This window comes from Hyphobacterium marinum, from assembly GCF_036330325.1.
Taxonomy (GTDB): domain Bacteria; phylum Pseudomonadota; class Alphaproteobacteria; order Caulobacterales; family Maricaulaceae; genus Hyphobacterium; species Hyphobacterium marinum.
On the sequence record NZ_JAZDRO010000008.1, the window covers coordinates 1 to 17,278 of the forward strand.

The window sequence follows — 17,278 nt, forward strand, 5'->3', positions numbered from 1 at the left end:
CACCCCGGCCCTCCCCTAAAAGGGGAGGGAGAAAGGCATTTCCCTTAAAGGAATTTGCCCATGGCGACCGTGGTGTCGATCATGCGGCAGGCAAAGCCCCACTCATTATCATACCAGGTCATGACACGCGCGAGACGGCCGTCGATGACATTCGTCTTGTCGATGGCGACAATCGACGACCGGCTGTCATGATTATAGTCGATCGAGACCAGCGGGATGTCGTCATAGCCCAGGACGCCCTTCATCGGACCGTCGGCGGCGGCGCGGATGGCGGCGTTGATTTCTTCGGCGCTGGTGTCCTTGCCCGGCGTGAAGACCATGTCGATCAGCGACACGTTCGGGGTCGGGACGCGGACCGCCGCGCCGTCAAGCTTGCCGGCGAGTTCGGGCAGGACCAGGCCGACGGCCTTGGCCGCGCCGGTCGAGGTCGGGATCATCGACATCGCAGCCGCCCGGGCCCTGTGCAGATCTTTGTGATTGCGGTCGAGGGTCGGCTGGTCGCCCGTATAGGCGTGGATGGTCGTGACATGACCGCGTTCGATGCCAACCGAATCGTTGAGCACTTTTGCCACCGGCGCGAGACCGTTCGTGGTGCAGGACGCGTTCGACACGATGATGTCGTCGGCGGTCAGGTCGGCGTGATTGACGCCATAGACGATTGTCTTGTCGGCATTCTTGGCCGGGGCCGAGCACAGAACGCGCTTTGCGCCCGACTCGATGTGGGCCATCGAGGCTTCCTTGGAATTGAACTTGCCGGTGCATTCCAGAACGATATCGATCCCCAGATCGCCCCAGGGCAGCTGGCTCGGGTCGCGGTTGGAGACTTTCTTGATCTTGCCGAAGCCGCCGTCGATCCAGTCCTCGCCGACCGTGATCTTGCCGGGATAACGGCCATGGACGCTGTCATAGGTCAGAAGGTGCGCATTGGTTTCCGGGGTGGAGGAGTCGTTGATCGCCACGACCTCGACCTCGCCCCAGCGCTGCTCTTCCAGCACGGCACGCAGCGCCAGCCGTCCGATCCGCCCGAAACCCGTAATCGCAACCCGAACCGCCATGTCCGTACTCCGTGTGATGAAAGGCACCGGACTTCGCCGATGCGCCGCTTGTCTGATTTGCCGCGCCGTTTAGCCGCTCTTAGCCGCCGCGTCCACCGGCACCCATCGCGGCAAGGCAGCGTTCTAGCGACTCGCGCCAGTCCGGCAGGCGCACACCATAGTCCTGATCGGCTCGGGTCAGATCGAGCCGTGTATCCGCCGGGCGCGGCGCGCGCAGGCCCAGCGTACGCATTGCCTCTTCGGTGTTGATCCCGTCGACGGGATTATCCTTGCCGGCACCGCGCAACGCCGCTTCAGCGAAATCGCGCCAGCTGGCCGAACCGGCATTGGCGACGTGGAGCCGTCCGCCCGGCGCGCCAGAGCGCAGGCTTTCCGCCAGCGACATAAGGCTCTGCGCCAGTGCGCTGGCCTCGGTCGGGCGGCCAATCTGATCGTCGACAACCCTCAGGCGGGGGTGTTTTTCGGCGAGGCCCAGCATGGTGCGCACGAAATTCTTGCCCTCCGGCGCATAGACCCAGGAGGTCCGCACCACCAGCGCGCCGGTATGAGCGGCCAGCACGCCGGCCTCGCCTGCCGCCTTGGTGCGTCCGTACATGTTGAGCGGGGAAACCGGATCGTCCTCGGTGTAGAGCGCGCCCTTGGTCCCGTCGAAGACGTAGTCGGTCGAGACATGGATGAAGGGCAGACTCAGCGCCTCGGCCGTACGCGCGAGCGAAGCGGGCGCGGTGGCATTGACGGCTTCGGCGCGCGCCACATCGTCCTCGGCCGCATCGACGGCGGTATAGGCGGCGGCATTGATTACCGCGTCAGCCCGGGCGCTCGCGAAAAGGTCGGCGAGGCCGGTCGGGCGTTCCAGGTCGATCTGCGGACGCCCGGCGCGGATGATGTCATGACCGGCTCCCGGCCCGAGGGCAGCCAGAGCGCGGGCGAGTTGCCCCGTCGAACCGATGACGAGGATCCGCATTGCCTCAGCCCTTCCAGACGAAGCCGGGCGAAGCGTCCTTCAAACGCGGCGCTTCACGGTCGGCGGCCTTCAACAGCGCGGTGGACCGGTCAAAAGGCCAGTCGATGGCAAGGTCCGGGTCGCTCCACAGAACCGTACCTTCAAGGTCCCGGGCGTATTGGCCATCGACCTTGTAGGCGATCTCGGTGCCATCGGTGAGCGCGACAAAGCCGTGGGCATAGCCGCGCGGCACCCAGAGCTGGCGGCCATTTTCGGCAGTCAGCTCAACACCGCCCCACTGGCCATAGGTGGGTGAGCCTTCGCGGATATCGACAATGACGTCATAAAGCGCGCCGCGGGCACATCGGACCAGCTTGCCCTGGGCATGCGGTTCACGCTGATAGTGCAGCCCGCGCACCGTTCCCGCTTTCAGAGAGCGGGACAGGTTGTCCTGCACGAAGACGGTGTCCACGCCCGTCTCCTGGCGGAACCCGTCAGCACTCCAGGTGACGGAGAACCAGCCGCGTTCATCGGAATGGCGAGCGGGCTCAAGCACATAGGCATCGAAAAAGGGAGCAAGTGTTTCAGACATTTCAGGCCTTTTTTGCTGGCCCCGGACTAGCCGCCCGGCTGCGCCCTGTCGAGGGTCGGATGCGGCAACAGGGTTGTCTTGCCCTGTCCCGCTTGCGAAATAAGGAAAACTCTCCACATGAATGCCAATCTTGAGAAGGGCGTGACGCAACATGAAAGTCATTATTCTGGGCGGTGACGGGTTCTGCGGCTGGCCGACGGCGCTGCATCTGTCCAATCTCGGCCATGACATCGTGATCGTCGACAATCTGTCGCGCCGCGAGATTGATATCGAGCTCGAAGTGGACTCGCTCACCCCGATCCGGCCGATGGGCGAACGGCTCGCGGCCTGGCAAGCGGTCAGCGGACGCACGATCGACTTCGTCAATCTGCGTATCGGCCGCGACTACCAAGAATTTCTTGATCTCATCCTGGCCGAGAAGCCGGACGCCATCATCCATTTCGCCGAGCAGCGCGCCGCGCCCTATTCGATGAAGAGCGCGCGCCACAAGCGCTACACGGTCGACAACAATCTCAACGCCACCAATGACGTGCTGGCCGCGATCGTTGACTCCGGCCTCGACATCCACCTCGTCCATCTCGGCACGATGGGCGTCTATGGCTATGGCACGGCCGGGATGAAAATCCCGGAAGGCTATCTGAAGGTGAAAGTGGAAACTTCGGAAGGGTTGAAGGACCAGGAAATCCTTTACCCCGCCAATCCGGGCTCCATCTATCACATGACGAAGACGCAGGATCAGCTCTTCTTCCACTTCTACAACAAGAATGACGGGGTGAAGATCACCGATCTCCACCAGGGCATCGTCTGGGGCACCCAGACCGAAGAGACCCGCCGCGACGAGCGCCTGATCAACCGGTTCGACTATGACGGTGATTACGGCACGGTGCTGAACCGCTTCCTGATGCAGGCCGCCGTCGGACACCCGATGACGGTCCACGGCACGGGCGGGCAGACCCGCGCCTTCATCCACATCCAGGACACGGTGCGCTGCCTGCAGCTGGCCATCGAAAACGCGCCCAAGTCCGGTGAGAAGGTTCGTATCATCAATCAGATGACCGAGACCCACCGGGTGCGGGATCTGGCGAACATGATCGCCGACATGACCGGCGCGCCGGTCGAGATGGTCCCCAATCCACGCAAGGAAGCCGACGAGAACGACCTCCACGTCGAAAACGACACCTTCCTCTCACTGGGCTTGAAGCCGACAACGCTGGCCGCCGGGCTGATGGAAGAAGTCACGGAGATTGCCCGCAAATATGCGGACCGCTGCGACCGGTCGAAAATCCCCTGCGTGTCCTACTGGAACAAGGACCAGGCCGCCGGCCCCGGCAAACCGCCGCTCAAAGCCGTTTCCTAGATCGCTCCGTCGCGTGGCCAGCCCGGCGAGTCCGGGTCGCCATGGCCGCGTTCAGGTGAAATGAAGGCCAGGGCGGCCTCGCGTTCCGCTGCGTCCACATCAACACCGCAGAACGTCGCGATCTGATCGAGGAATCGTTCGGGACGCACGAGCGCTTTCTCATAGCTGACGATGGCCGCGGGTAGTGGCGTTTCGCGCAGAAAGTCCAGCGCCCGCGTCTGCAGCATCAGGGCGCTGTGCATCTCATCAAGCCGGTCCGCACCATTGATCCGATGGACCCGTTCGGCGCTGGCGGCGAGATCGCGGAAAACCGCGATCAGGCGGGGTGCCGGCAACAGGTCGGTGACATCGCGCGCATAGAGAATGCCGTGCGGGTCCTTCCACCCCCAAGGGCCCTGAGCCTTGGCCCGCTCAGCGATTTTCGGGCGCATTCGGTCGAGCGCCGCGAGATAGTCTGGCGTTCCCGCCTCACCCAGCGGACCGGCGGGTCCGCGCGCATCCTGGATGTCGAGATCCTCGTTATTGCCCCGGCCCTGACGCGCGCCCATGTCGATGCCCACCAGGCGCAAAACGCCGGCGACCATGGACGTCCCGCCGCGCGGTGCGCCAAAGACGAAGACGCCGCGCCCGGCTGCGGCAGCCGGAGCGTTGAGGACGTAGACCGGATCGGAGCGCTCATACATGTCTGGATCCTCCTATCCCGCCAGGTGATCGCGGAGGCGGTCCATGAAGGCGCAGCAGGCCTCCAGTTCGGACAGGGCGATGAATTCATCGGGCTTGTGGGCCTGCTCGATCGAACCCGGCCCGCACACCACGACCGAGAGGCCCGCGCTCTGGAATTGTCCGGCTTCTGACCCGAAGGAGACCGTCCGGGTCGCATTGTCACCGGTCAATGCCCGCGCCAGCTGTTCAGCCGCGCCATCGGTTTCCGGGACCAGGGGCGGCGCATCCGAGCGTGTCATCACGCGAATGCGGGCGTCCGGCGCATGCACACGCATCTGCGCCTCTATTTCTGTTGCCAACGCACGCAACTCCGCCCCGACCGCGCGGGCATCGTCCCAGGGCGCGGGACGCATCAGGGTTTCAAACCAGGCGTGGCGGGCGAGGATGTTGGTCGCCGTGCCGCCGCCCATCTGGCCCACCGTCAGCGTCCCGAACGGCGGATCGAAGGGCGAATCTGCCGGAGCCGCCGCGCGCCAATCGGCGGCCTTGGCGTGCAGGAATGCCAGGAGCGGGATCGCGTTCGTCACCGCGCAGGCCCCATCGTCCACGCGTGAGGAATGGGCTTCGTGACCGTCAATCTCGACGCGGAGCGAATACAGGCCCTTGTGCCCTGTCACGACCTTCATCTCGGTCGGCTCGCCAATGATCGCCAGCGCCGGTTTCGGGTGGCCCTCCATCATCCTTGCGATCATGGCGGGCGCTCCGAGGCAGCCGACCTCCTCGTCGTGGGAGAAGGCGAAATGGACCGGCCTATTCAGGTTCGCGGCAGCGAAGTCAGGGGAGGCGGCCAGTGCGCAGGCGATAAAGCCCTTCATGTCGCAGGTGCCGCGCCCGTAGAGGCGGCCACCGCGCTCCTCGACCCGGAACGGGTCGCTCGACCAGTCCTGGCCGTCAACCGGCACGACATCGGTATGACCGGAGAGGACCACGCCGCCTTCGACATCCGGGCCGATCACCGCATGCAGGTTCGCCTTGGTCCCGGTTGCGTCGACCGTGCGCTCGCACCGGGCCCCCAGGGCCGTCAGGCGGGCCTCAAGATAATCGATTATCGCCAGGTTTGAATTGCGCGACGTCGTGTCGAACCCGACCATCTCGGTGAGCAGGTTCTGCGCCTTACGAAAAGCTGTCTCAATCGTCATGGTGTCGCAATTACTCCGTTCTCCAAGCGGATGGCATGTTGCCCCGCATGACGCAACAGGCTTGGAAACCCGACGGAGGCGGCAATGTCCTCCGCCTCAACCCGGCGCTCGACCGCAAGGCCCTGGCCGAAGCGTTCGCGCGGGATGGTTTCGTACAGATTGAAAACCTGTTTCCCGACGACGTTGCCAACGCCATGGAGGCCGTACTCGCCAACCGGACACCCTGGCGCACCATCTTCACCGACAATAACGGCCAGGTTCGCAAATACCGCCCTCATGAAATGGCGGCCCTGCCGGTCCAGCAATCCCAGCAATTGCAGCAGGGCATTTTCCGCAAGGCCCGTGAAGGCTTTGCCTTTCTCTACCACTATTATCCCATGATCGAGACGCTGCAGACGGGTGAGGATGCAGGGCACCCGCTGCACCAGATGGTCCAGTTCCTCAACATGAGCGAATGGCTCGATTTCGGACGCGAGATTATCGGCTGCGATACCGTCAACCGGTCGGATGCGCAGGCCACGCTCTATGCGCCCGGAGATTTCCTGACCCGCCATGACGACAGCTATGGCGATGTCGTGGACCGGCGGGCTGCGTTCGTCATTGGATTCACCCGGGAATGGAAATCGGACTGGGGCGGGCAGCTGGTTTTCTACGATGGCGACGCCGTGATCGAGCGCGCCTTCCAGCCCCGTTTTAACGTCGTCACTTTCTTCAAGGTCCCGCGGTGGCATGCGGTAACCTATGTCGCGCCCTTTGCCGGGGCCGGCCGCTATTCCATTACCGGTTGGCTGGATCACGGACGCGTTGACGTGCCCGGATAATCGGCCGCCGGGACAACGCTTTAACCCAAAATTTACTGCCCTCGCGAACGTCGTTTTAACGCGTCGCGCGCGATAACGCCGCTCGAATGGTGAATTTTCACCGGAGGCCGGCATGAAAATTTTTGATAAAATTCGCCGCTTTTTCTCCGACACGGGCGGTAATGTCGCGACGATCTTCGCGCTGACACTGACCCCGATTGCGATCCTCTCGGGTGGTGCCATCGACGTCAGCCAGGCCATGAATTCGCGGGCGCGCTTAGCCGAGGCCATGGACGCCGCAGCGCTGGCCGTTGGTGGACAAATCAATCTGACCGACGCTGAAGCCAGCCGGGTCGCCTGGGACTATATCAATGCCAACTATCCCGAGCGGGAGGTCGGTTCGGTTCAGGCGATCAACGTGCATATCGACCGTGACAACGGCGTTGTAACCGTGACCGGCGAATCCCGTGTCCAGACAACGCTCCTCGGCCTGATGGGCATGGATGACATTACCGTTCACTGGGAAAGCGAAGTCCAGCAGAGCCGCCAGGCGCTGGAATTGGCCATGGTGCTTGACAATACCGGCTCCATGCGCGGCTCCAAGATCAGTGCGCTGCGCGACGCTGCCCTGCTTTTGACTGACGTCCTTTATTCCAATGGTGATCCGGACCGGTTGCGTATCAGCCTGGTGCCGTTTGCGGCGACCGTGAATGTCGGACGGGATTATGAACGTGTGTGGTGGCTAGATCCGGACGGAGAGAGCCCGGTTCATGCCGAATGGGCCGGTGAAGGCCAGGACGTTCGGACTTGTACGGGCCGTGGCCGCCGTCGCGTTTGTACGACCGAAACCATCCAAGCGATCAACTGGGATCTCTTTGATTCGCTTCGTAATACATCGTGGGCAGGCTGTGTCGAAGCGCGCATGCTGCCTTATGACATTGAAGACGAGCCGGCGGACGCAAGCCGTCCGGAAACGCTTTTCGTACCGTATTTTGCGCCGGACGAACCCGATATCGGCAACTTCCACAATGATTATCTGAATGATGATCGCGGGACGGATGGCATTGTTGAGCGGATCACCGGCCTGCTGAAATACGATGGCGGACGCCCGTCCGGCGGCGATCCGAACCGGGCCTGCACCACGACACCAATCACCCCGCTGACCAATTCGCGTCGTACGATCGAGAATGCAATCCGGGACATGGGCGCGAGCGGCAATACCAACATCCCCAACGGGATCGGCTGGGGAGTCCGCGTTCTGTCACCCCAGGAACCTTTTACCGACGGTGCCGAATTCGGTGACCGCGATACGCTCAAGGCGATGGTCATCCTGACCGACGGTGAGAATGTCATGAGCGGGAATAACGGGTATTTCATGTCTGAGTATTCGGCCTATGGCTACGCCGTTCACGGCCGGCTTGGCCGACGGACCGCGTCCAGCGGCCAACTCTCGGATGCTCTCGACGAGCGTACGGCAGCGGCCTGCCGCTATGCCCGCGAACAGGGGATCCGCGTCTACACCATCACCTTCCAGGTCAATTCGAGTTCGACCCGGAACATGATGCGCGATTGTGCCAGCCACCCCAGCCTCTATTTCGACAGCCCGTCGAGTTCGGCGCTGCGTGAGGCATTCAACCTGATTGCAGGCGACCTCTCCAATCTGCGCCTGTCGCGTTAGGAAGTTCGGCGACGGGCCTTAACCCGCCCTTCGCCATGATTTCCGAAATCGGATGCCCGACCGCACTGGACGGGACTTGAATACCCCGTGCCGACTCCGGGAGGGACGCATGAGGGCATTCTGGAAGCGCGCCATGGGGCGCTTTATCGTCGACCGCCGCGGCCACGCGGCAATGCTGTTCTCGCTTCTGCTGTTTCCGATTGCCGGTCTATCCGGGGCCGCTGTCGACTTTCACCAGGCGATGAGCGCGCGCTCGCGGCTGGCCGACGCGCTCGATGCGGCCGCGCTTGCGGTCGGTGCCTCACCCTATATCGATGATCAGACCGCAGCCGCGCTCGCCGTTGATTTCCTCAACGCCAACTATCCCGATCACACGATCGGTCAGCTCGGCCAGATTTCGATTTCGCTCGACCACATCGCCGACACGGTCACCGTGACCGGCGAATCCCATATCGCGACGGCCTTCCTGGGGCTGATCGGGATCGACACCCTGACGGTTCACTGGGAGACCGAAGTCGCCCGCGCCCGGCAGACACTGGAATTGGCCATGGTGCTCGACAATACCGGCTCGATGTCGGGCTCGAAAATTTCCGCCCTGCGCGATGCCGCCGCACTGCTCACCGATATATTGTTCGACAATGCGGATGATCCCGAGCGCCTGCGGATCGGGCTCGTGCCCTTTTCCTCCACCGTGAATGTCGGAACCCAATACGAACGGGCCTGGTGGCTTGATCCCGATGGGATTTCGCCCCTGCATTCGAGTAATTTCTATCCGCCCGCCAATCGTTGGGACGTCATCGACTCCATGCATTACGAAAGCTGGGACGGTTGTGTCGAAGCCCGGCAGATCCCCTATGACATCGAAGATGAGGAGCCTGATCCGGCGCGGCCCGAAACCCTGTTCGTGCCCTATTTCGCACCCGACGAGCCGAGCTATTTTTCCGGCTATTCGAACAGCTACATGTCCGACGGAATGGGCGGGTATGACCAGCTGGCGCGTCAGATGAACAGCTACAAATATGCCGGCGTGAACCCATCCGGCGCGGCGTCGAACTGGGGCTGCACCGCCCGTCCCATCACACCGCTGACATCGCACCGGCAAACCATCGATAGTGCCATCAACCAGATGATCGCGAGCGGTACGACCAATATTCCCATCGGGGTGTCCTGGGGCGTGCGTATCCTGTCTCCGGAAGAGCCTTTCACCGGCGGGTCGGATTGGGATGACGACGAAACGATCAAGGCCATGGTCATCCTCACCGATGGCGAGAATGTCATCAATGGCCGGTCGAATGTGAATCTGTCAGACTATTCCGGCTACGGCTATGCCCGCGAGGGTCGGCTGGGTGTCGTCACCGCGTCGTCGAACGCGCTTGGCAATGCGCTCGACGACCGCACTGCCGCAGCCTGTGCCTATGCCCGCGAGCGCGGCATTCGCGTCTACACGATCACCTTTCAGGTCAGCTCGACGTCAACGCGGAACATAATGCGCGACTGCGCCAGCCATCCCAGCCTCTATTTCGACTCGCCGTCGAACGAGGCCCTGCGGAATGCGTTCGAGCTGATCGCGGGCGATCTGACCAATCTGCGCCTGTCGCGTTAGCCCTCTTCAGCAGCCGCTTCGGCTTCGAGCGCCTCGCAGGACGGTTCGGCACGGGCCGGAAGGCAGACCAGTTCCATGCGGAAGAAGAGCGTCTGGTTGGGGCCGATCGGGCCGATCCCTGCCGGGCCATAGGCGAGGTTTGAGGGGATGAAGAGCTCCCAGACTTCACCGATCCGCATATGGCTCATCGCTTCGTTCCAGCCGACAATGAAACCGTTCGAAGGATGGTTGATCGGTTCGCCCGCATCATAGGAGGACTGGAAGCCTTCGCCGTTCGGGAAGCGCCCGTCATAATGCGCCCGCACGATTTCGCCCGCTTCCGGTGTCGGCATGTCCTCGCCGGATGCCTCGACGACCCGGATCAGCATGCCGGACGGCAGCGTGTAGACACAGGGCAGTTCCGAGACCTGTTCGAGATAAAGCTCGCCGATCAGCGTGTTGCGCTCGCCCTGTGACGGATCACCGTGGAATTCGGGTTCGGCGGCTACCGGAACATCCCCATATTCGAGCCCCAGTGCCGCACAGCCGCGCGCCGCTTCAACCACCGACGCCGCGTCTTCCGGGTCGGCCGGAACAGGCGGTTCAGCCGGACCCGACGAGCAGGCGGCGGTCAGGATGGCAATCGAGGGAAGAAGAAAGACACGGCGCATGGTGAACACTCCTGAATGGGACAGTCAGGCCTGTTTTAACCCGGATTCGCGCCGCGCCGAATAGGGGATGACGCGTGGTCGGCTATTCGCCTTCTGCCGCCGTTTTCATCAAGTCAAGCACAGCCGGCCAATTGGTGACGAAATAGGCCCGTGCCGCATCCCACTCACCATCCCAGCCCCAGCCGGAGTGGGTCAGTGTGACCCGGGTACGGTCCTCGCCGAGGTCCTCGAACAGAATTGTAATAGCCGTAAGATACGGACGAACCTCGGGCATGTAGGGCGGCAAGCCCCAGGTGATGGTCAGCATGCGCTCGGTCTGGAAGCCGAGTACATGGGTGCCCTCCGAGCCGCGCTGGCCTGCCGGAGCATCGGGCAGGAAATAGACCTCGTATATCCCGCCCGGCTCCAGTTCGATCCGCGACGCCGGAGCAAAAAAGGACAGGCCTTCCTCGGTTGTCCACAATTCCCAGGCCTCGCTGACGGGGGCGTCGATCTCGATGGTCGCCGTGATCGGGCCGGGTGCGGTGTCTTGCGCCGAGGCAAAGGCGGCAGGCGTGATCAACAGGGCCGCGGCGAGCAGAACACGCATCATGCCGACACCGCTGCGCCGGAGCGTCCAAGCCGTGCCGCCACGAAGGCTGCGGCAATGGCGGCAGGAATAGCCGGTAGCCCGCTGACGATACCGGACCCGATCGTCGGATTGACGGGCAGGACCGACCAGCCCGGCAGGATGGCGTACTGGCCCGTGATGAAGACGACGAAGGCCGCGCCGACGAGAAGGCCATTCATCAGCCAGCTGTCTGCGGCCCTGGTGTTCAGCAGGAACCAGGCCGCGGCGAGTGAATAAAGCGCGAAGCCGGCAATCATCGACGGGAAGGCCGATGCGTCGTCGGCGGACCGGAGCATCTCGCCCAGCCCTTCGCCGAAGAGCGGGACGATCACGAAAGACGCCGTCAGCCCGCTGAGCAGAAAGCTGACGATGAAGAATGTCAGAAACGTCGCACCGAAGCGCATGGAAACCTCCCCTTGCTGAAACAGCCAGCCCGCTTGATCCCGGGCCCGAACAAGTGCATCTAGACACTGTCTAGTTTAATGAGTCAATGCCGGAGTTTGACGTGACAGGGACCGAAGACCTCGCCAAGCCGAAAGGCCGCTATCATCACGGAGATCTTCGCAATGCCCTTTTGCGCGCGACCGAGACACTGGTGGCCGACAAGGGAGCCGACGCGGTCTCTCTGCGTGAAGTTTCGCGGGTGGCCGGCGTCAGTCATGGCGCGCCGGCCCACCACTTCAACAACAAGACCGGGCTGATGCTGGCTTTCGCACAGGAAGGCTGGTCACGCATGATCGCCGCCATTGGCGAAGGCATCGGCACGGACTCTCCGGACAATGGGCCGGAATTGCTCGAAACCGTGGGCAAGGCCTATGTCGCCTTTGCCATGGCCAATCCCGGCCAGTTCGATGTGATGTTCCGCCGCGACCTCTACGACACGCAGGACGACGGCTATGTCGGCGCAGGCGAAAACGCCTGGGTCTTTCTCAGCGAGACGATCCAGCGCTGTATCGACGAAGGCTTCGCCGACCCGGAGGATGCGGAAACCTATACTGTCATCGCCTGGTCCATGGTGCACGGCCTCGCCGCGCTGTGGAATTCAGGACGTGTGAAATCGCGCTTTGACCGACTGGACGCGGCCCGGCTCAACGCCGCGGCCAACGCCCGCTTGGTCGATCTGATGTTCGGACGAAACTCGAAGCACTAACCGCGGGCTGATACGACAACGCCGGCCCCATAAGGACCGGCATTGCTTTAGGTTTGGCCGCTATCGAACCGGTCAGGGCTGCCAGTTCTGCGACACAATGGTGAGACGATAGGCCGTCTCGTCGCGCAGATATTCGTTGGCGAGGTCCATCAGCTCCTCGCGCGTGATGGAATTGAGATCGTCCACCAGTGAGCGGGCATTGTCGAGCCGTTCGGGGTCTTCCTGCGACCCGGACAGGACGTTGAGCCAGTAGCCATTGTCCTCGCGGGCATCCTCGATGGATTCCAGGATGGGACGGCGGGCGCGGAGCATCTCGTCCTCGGAAATCTCGCCATCCGCCGTGGCCGCAACAATCTGATCGATGATGTCATAGACCCGTTCGGCTTCCTGCGGCTCGATATTGATGCCGATCCAGAAATAGCCATAGCCGGGATAGATGTCGCTCTCGAGATTCGAGTTCGCGGTCGAGTAGGTCAGACCCTCTCCCTCGCGCAGACGCTCGGTCAGTTTCAGGTCAATCACGGCATTGAGCATGGACAGGGCCCGGGAGCGGCGAACATCGGAGAAGTCGACCGTCGGCCAGTAGACATTCGCGTAGGCCTGGTTGGGTTCGCCGCGGTGGGTCAGGACGATGGGCTCGGGCGTCGGATCCGGGAAGACGACATTGCGGGCGTCGTCATAATCCGGCCACTCACCAGCGCGCTCGGGCAAGGCTCCGAACGTCGCCGCCACGGCGGCAATCGCATCGTCGACGCTGACATCCCCGACAATGGTGATCTCAACCGGTGACTGCTCGAGCGCATCGGTCAGGAAAGCGCGGATGTCATCGAGATCAATGGCGGCGAACTCCTCGCGGGTGGGGAAGCCAAACCGCGGATCGCCGGACCGGATCATCCGCGCACCTTCCGCGCTCAGCACACCGGCCGGCGAGGAATAGCTGATGCGGCGGAACTCCTCGATCGACGCCTCGAACTGGGCCAGGCCTTCGGGACGCCAGCCCGGGGCCGTGAGATATGCCGCATAGAGCTGGAGCTGGGTTTCCAGGTCGGTCGGCGTGGTTGTCGATCCAAAGGTGAAAGCGTCCCCGCCGACATTGAAATTGGCACTGACGGCCCGGCCGGCCAGAACGCGGGAAAGATCGTCCGCGCTGTGCGCTTCCAGACCGCTGGAGGTGAAGACCGATGAGGCGACCGTGCCAACCACCGCTTCGGTGCGCGGTTCAAGATCACCGCGTCCGAACTGGATGTTGATGCTGACGCGCTGGGCCCGGAAGTCGGTCGACTTCACATTCAGGCGAACGCCGTTTTCAAAGGCGATTTGCGTGAAGTCCAGATCCTCGACCTCGGTCCGGGACGCGACCTCGCCCGGCGTTCCGAAATCGGTATAAGCCCAGCCGGCCTCGTCAGCCTCGACAGGCGGCTCGACCGCCACGGCCTGGGACTCGGTCCAGAGCGCCGCGATTTCGGCTTCGGGGTTTTCGAGGCTTTCTGTCGCCGTCACGAAGACCAGCGGCTCGCCGCTCGTCCAGTCTTCGCGGAAAGCGGCGCTGACCTCCTCGACCGTGATGCCGTCGGCATAGGCTTCAAAGCGGGCGAGCGAGTCGGACGGATGGGTGAAGACGCTGTCGCCCCGCCAGGACTGCCACAGGCCATCAGCCAGGCTGGTGCTGGACCGGGTCGCGGCACCGTCGGCATTGTTGACCAGGGACGTGCGGATATTGGCCAGCTGCTCATTGAGTTCGGCCTGGGTGAAGCCGAACTCGACGGCACGGCGCAGTTCCTGCTCCAGCACACCGACCGCTTCACGCCAGCGCTCCGGCGTCGACGCGCCCAAAAGCGAGGACCGCTCCACCCGGTCAAAGGCATGGGTGGACGAGGCCGAGGCCTGAACCAGCGGCGAGGTTCCGGTGTTGATCAGCGTGCTGAGGCGGCGATTGAGAATCGCGTCCGCGATGCCACGCACCAGGTTTTCGCGGCGGTTCGCAACCGTGTCGGCCGGCGGCGGGCCAGGGTCGAGCATGTCGATCGTGATGATCGGAACAATCTCGGAATCCTCGAAATAGCCGGTGTCGAAACCGCGGTCAGCGTCCAGCGTGCCGAGTTCGGGGTCAGGACGCGCATCCGCGGGCTGCTCCCAGTCGGCGAACTGGGCGATGATGCGGTTTTCCACATCATCGACATCGATGTCGCCGACCACCGTCACGATGGCGCGTTCTGGGACGTAGAAATTCTCGTAGAAATCAGCAAAGCGCTCCTGCGGAGCCGTCCGAATAATCTCCTGCGCGCCGAGTAGCGAATCCCGGTCGGCGATGATCATGTCGGGGAAAAGGAACCGGTTGCGGGCCTGGTTCCAGCGGCGGAAGGGCGTGTTGCGCACGCGCTCTTCACCCAGGATGACGCCGCGTTCGCGGTCCAGCGCGTCAGCGTCAAGCAGGAGTTCGGACGCTGTTTCACGCATCAGGAACAGGCCCGTGCGCAGGGTCTCGTCGTCGACTTCGGGCAGGTCCAGTTGATAACCGACCGTTTCGAGACCCGTGAAGGCATTTGTGTCCGGGCCGAAAGCCAGACCGAAGCGCTCGAGCAGGGGCACCATTTCGCCTTCCGGCACATTGGTCGAGCCGTTGAACGCCATGTGTTCAATGAAGTGGGCCAGTCCGCGCTGATCGTCGGCTTCGGCCAGAGAACCGACATTGAACACCATGCGGATCGCGGCGGTATTCGGCGGGGTTTCGTTGTGCAGGATGGCGTAGCGCATCCCGTTTTCCAGACGGCCGTAACGGACCGCCGGATCGGGGTCGAGGTCGCTGGCCTCATGGACGAAATCAACGTCGGCGGCGCTGACCTGACCGGTTTCGGCCAATGCATCCGGTCCGGCCTCGCCACGTTGCGGAGCGTTGCAGGCTGCGAGCGACAGGCAGAAAAGGGCAGCAAGGGCGGTGCGCGCGAAGAGCGTTGAAATCATCGTGTGAAAATCCTCGGGTTTCAGGCAGGCGGGAAGGTTAGCCCGCGAGGCCGCAAATAGTAAGTGAAAGTCGTGCAATCCGGGTCAGGCCGGGCGATGGCTAGTCCGTCACCAGCACGTCTTCAGCCGGATCGTGCTCGGCGACCCAGTGACCAGGCGACACCTCGATCAGTTGCGGGCGGTACTGTTCCGCGTCGGGATCATCGATCAGTTTGGATTTCATGAAGCGGAGCTGCGCGCGCGGATCCATCGGCGAGGGCAGGTCACCATCCAGTTTTACACGGGCCCGTGCCCGTTCCACCGCCGGATCGGGGATCGGCACCGCGGAAATCAGGGCTTTCGTGTAGGGGTGGCGGGCATCGTCATAGATCTGGCCGCGGTCGGCGAATTCCACGATTCGTCCTAGGTAGAGCACCATGACCCGATGGGACACTTCCCGAACAACCGACAAATCGTGGGAGATGAAGATCATCGACAGGCCCATCTCCTTCTGCAGCGAGATGAGGAGGTCAATGATCTGGGCCTGAATCGACACGTCCAGCGCCGACACGGCCTCGTCGCAGATCACCAGTTTCGGCCCCAGGATCATCGCCCGGGCAATGCCGACACGCTGATTTTGTCCACCGGACAGTTCGTGCGGGTAACGGTTGATCATGTTCGGATCGAGCCCGACCTTGCGCATCATCTGGCGGACCGCGTTCTGGCGGTCGGCATGCTTCATGCCCGGACGGTGTGTCTTCAGCGGCTCGGCGATGGACGCGCCAATCGTCATGCGCGGGTTGAGCGAGGCCAGCGGATCCTGGAACACGATCTGGAGGTCCTTGCGCACATCGCGCAGCGCCTTGCGTTCCATATCAACCAGATCGCGGCCCATCCAGGTTACCTCGCCCTGGGTCGGGACGAGTTGCAGCACAGCACGGGCCAGGGTCGACTTGCCGCAACCGGATTCGCCGACCACGCCCAGCGTCTCGCCGGAACGCAGGTCGAAGGAGACTCCGTCGACAGCCTTCAGCGGCTTGGTCTTGGGAAACAGCCCGCCCGAAACGGTGACGGGGAAATAGACCTTGATGTCTTCCGCCGACAGGACGGGGCCTTCGCCGTCAATGTCCTCATAAGGCGGCAGGACGGCATGGCCCGGCTTGTCGGGCTGGTCGATGCGCGGCATCGCGTCGAGCAGCATGCGCGTATAGGGGTCTTTCGGCGCGCCGAATATCTGGTCGGCCGTGCCGCCCTCGACATAGACGCCGTTCTTCATGACTTCGACGCGGTCCGCCATGCGCGCGACTACGCCCATGTCGTGGGTGATCAGCGCGATGGCCGCACCGGTTTCGCGCTTGAGCTCGTCCATGATGTCGAGGACCTGGGCCTGGACGGTCACATCCAGCGCGGTCGTCGGTTCGTCGGCGATCAGCAGATCGGGCTCGCACAACATCGACATCGCGATCATCACGCGCTGGCGCATGCCGCCCGACAATTCGTGCGGATACTGTTTCAGGCGGCGCTTGGCTTCGGGGATCCGGACCCGTTCCAGCCATTCCAGGGCGCGCTTGCGCGCCGCACCGCCGGACAGGTTCATGTGCTTGGCGAGCACTTCGTTCATCTGGTCGCCAACGCGCATGTGCGGCGTCAGCGACGTCAGCGGATCCTGGAAGATCATCGTCATCGACTTGCCGCGCACCTTGTTGAGCTTGCGCAGCGGCACATTCAGGATGCTTTCTCCGCGATAGCGGATCGCGCCTTCCGCCCGGCCGTTCGAGGCGAGCAGGCCCATGGCAGCAAGGAATGTCTGGCTTTTCCCCGACCCGGATTCGCCCACCACCGCCAGGCATTCGCCGGCATTGATCTCGAGACTGACGCCCCTGACAGCGTTCACCTCGCCATCAGGCGTGGCGAAACGAACATGAAGATCTTCGACGGCGAGAATGGGGGTATTGGCGGATGGGGACGTCACGCGGCGTAATTCCTGTGTCAATTCCGGGCGGGCGAAAGATAACGGCCCAGCCGCGTTTCACCAGCC

General features: G+C 63.0%; 15 protein-coding genes. 5 read left to right on the forward strand and 10 right to left on the reverse strand.

Translation table 11 applies throughout. The annotated features are described in order from the left end of the window. Nucleotides 1-44 precede the first annotated feature (44 nt). From gap to rfbC, 3 genes are all read right to left on the reverse strand, one after another. Nucleotides 45-1,055, reverse strand: coding sequence for a type I glyceraldehyde-3-phosphate dehydrogenase (gap, locus tag V0U35_RS13350; protein WP_330197236.1), 1,011 nt, complete (start codon nucleotides 1,053-1,055; stop codon nucleotides 45-47). 79 nt (nucleotides 1,056-1,134) lie between these two features. Continuing rightward, nucleotides 1,135-2,019 (reverse strand): dTDP-4-dehydrorhamnose reductase, encoded by an 885-nt coding sequence (rfbD, locus tag V0U35_RS13355; RefSeq protein WP_330197237.1) that lies wholly within the window; start codon nucleotides 2,017-2,019, stop codon nucleotides 1,135-1,137. Between the two features lie 4 nt (nucleotides 2,020-2,023). Further along, the gene (gene rfbC, locus V0U35_RS13360; protein ID WP_330197238.1) at nucleotides 2,024-2,590 is read right to left on the reverse strand and encodes a dTDP-4-dehydrorhamnose 3,5-epimerase; all 567 of its coding nucleotides are present in this window, start codon (nucleotides 2,588-2,590) and stop codon (nucleotides 2,024-2,026) included. 151 nt (nucleotides 2,591-2,741) lie between these two features. On the opposite strand from rfbC, the gene V0U35_RS13365 reads away from it, so the two are divergent. After that, nucleotides 2,742-3,947: an NAD-dependent epimerase/dehydratase family protein gene (locus tag V0U35_RS13365; RefSeq protein ID WP_330197239.1), complete on the forward strand. Its 1,206-nt coding sequence runs from the start codon at nucleotides 2,742-2,744 to the stop codon at nucleotides 3,945-3,947. Here the strand turns inward: V0U35_RS13365 and V0U35_RS13370 are convergent. Together V0U35_RS13370 and argE are read right to left on the reverse strand one after the other, a co-directional pair. Beyond that, complete coding sequence (locus tag V0U35_RS13370) at nucleotides 3,944-4,630, reverse strand: sulfotransferase family protein (RefSeq protein WP_330197240.1); 687 nt, start codon at nucleotides 4,628-4,630, stop codon at nucleotides 3,944-3,946. The two genes, V0U35_RS13365 and V0U35_RS13370, sit on opposite strands and share 4 nt — an antisense overlap. A gap of 12 nt (nucleotides 4,631-4,642) precedes the next feature. Continuing rightward, nucleotides 4,643-5,809, reverse strand: a complete 1,167-nt coding sequence (argE, locus tag V0U35_RS13375; protein ID WP_330197242.1) for an acetylornithine deacetylase — start codon at nucleotides 5,807-5,809, stop codon at nucleotides 4,643-4,645. 47 nt (nucleotides 5,810-5,856) lie between these two features. On the opposite strand from argE, the gene V0U35_RS13380 reads away from it, so the two are divergent. The 3 genes from V0U35_RS13380 to V0U35_RS13390 all read left to right on the forward strand — a co-directional run bounded on the left by V0U35_RS13380 (nucleotide 5,857) and on the right by V0U35_RS13390 (nucleotide 9,890). Beyond that, a complete protein-coding gene (locus tag V0U35_RS13380; RefSeq protein WP_330197243.1) occupies nucleotides 5,857-6,630 on the forward strand; it encodes a 2OG-Fe(II) oxygenase in 774 nt (257 codons plus the stop codon). A gap of 112 nt (nucleotides 6,631-6,742) precedes the next feature. After that, nucleotides 6,743-8,287: a pilus assembly protein TadG-related protein gene (locus V0U35_RS13385; RefSeq protein WP_330197244.1), complete on the forward strand. Its 1,545-nt coding sequence runs from the start codon at nucleotides 6,743-6,745 to the stop codon at nucleotides 8,285-8,287. Between the two features lie 109 nt (nucleotides 8,288-8,396). After that, nucleotides 8,397-9,890 (forward strand): pilus assembly protein TadG-related protein, encoded by a 1,494-nt coding sequence (locus V0U35_RS13390; RefSeq protein ID WP_330197245.1) that lies wholly within the window; start codon nucleotides 8,397-8,399, stop codon nucleotides 9,888-9,890. On the opposite strand, the gene V0U35_RS13395 is transcribed toward V0U35_RS13390, so the two are convergent. The 3 genes from V0U35_RS13395 to V0U35_RS13405 all read right to left on the reverse strand — a co-directional run bounded on the left by V0U35_RS13395 (nucleotide 9,887) and on the right by V0U35_RS13405 (nucleotide 11,554). Continuing rightward, a complete protein-coding gene (locus tag V0U35_RS13395; protein ID WP_330197247.1) occupies nucleotides 9,887-10,540 on the reverse strand; it encodes an FKBP-type peptidyl-prolyl cis-trans isomerase in 654 nt (217 codons plus the stop codon). The genes V0U35_RS13390 and V0U35_RS13395 overlap by 4 nt on opposite strands. 82 nt (nucleotides 10,541-10,622) lie before the next feature. Then, nucleotides 10,623-11,132: an SRPBCC family protein gene (locus V0U35_RS13400; protein WP_330197248.1), complete on the reverse strand. Its 510-nt coding sequence runs from the start codon at nucleotides 11,130-11,132 to the stop codon at nucleotides 10,623-10,625. Beyond that, complete coding sequence (locus V0U35_RS13405) at nucleotides 11,129-11,554, reverse strand: hypothetical protein (RefSeq protein ID WP_330197249.1); 426 nt, start codon at nucleotides 11,552-11,554, stop codon at nucleotides 11,129-11,131. The genes V0U35_RS13400 and V0U35_RS13405 overlap by 4 nt, the downstream gene beginning before the upstream one ends. Before the next feature lie 101 nt (nucleotides 11,555-11,655). Between V0U35_RS13405 and V0U35_RS13410 the strand changes: the two genes are divergently transcribed. Further along, on the forward strand, nucleotides 11,656-12,300 hold the full coding sequence (locus tag V0U35_RS13410) for a TetR/AcrR family transcriptional regulator (RefSeq protein WP_330197251.1): 645 nt from the start codon (nucleotides 11,656-11,658) through the stop codon (nucleotides 12,298-12,300). Between the two features lie 72 nt (nucleotides 12,301-12,372). Here the strand turns inward: V0U35_RS13410 and V0U35_RS13415 are convergent, their stop codons facing one another. Continuing rightward, on the reverse strand, nucleotides 12,373-15,261 hold the full coding sequence (locus V0U35_RS13415) for a M16 family metallopeptidase (RefSeq protein ID WP_330197252.1): 2,889 nt from the start codon (nucleotides 15,259-15,261) through the stop codon (nucleotides 12,373-12,375). Nucleotides 15,262-15,361: 100 nt separating this feature from the next. Then, nucleotides 15,362-17,212 (reverse strand): ABC transporter ATP-binding protein, encoded by a 1,851-nt coding sequence (locus tag V0U35_RS13420; protein WP_330197254.1) that lies wholly within the window; start codon nucleotides 17,210-17,212, stop codon nucleotides 15,362-15,364. Between the last annotated feature and the right edge of the window lie 66 nt (nucleotides 17,213-17,278).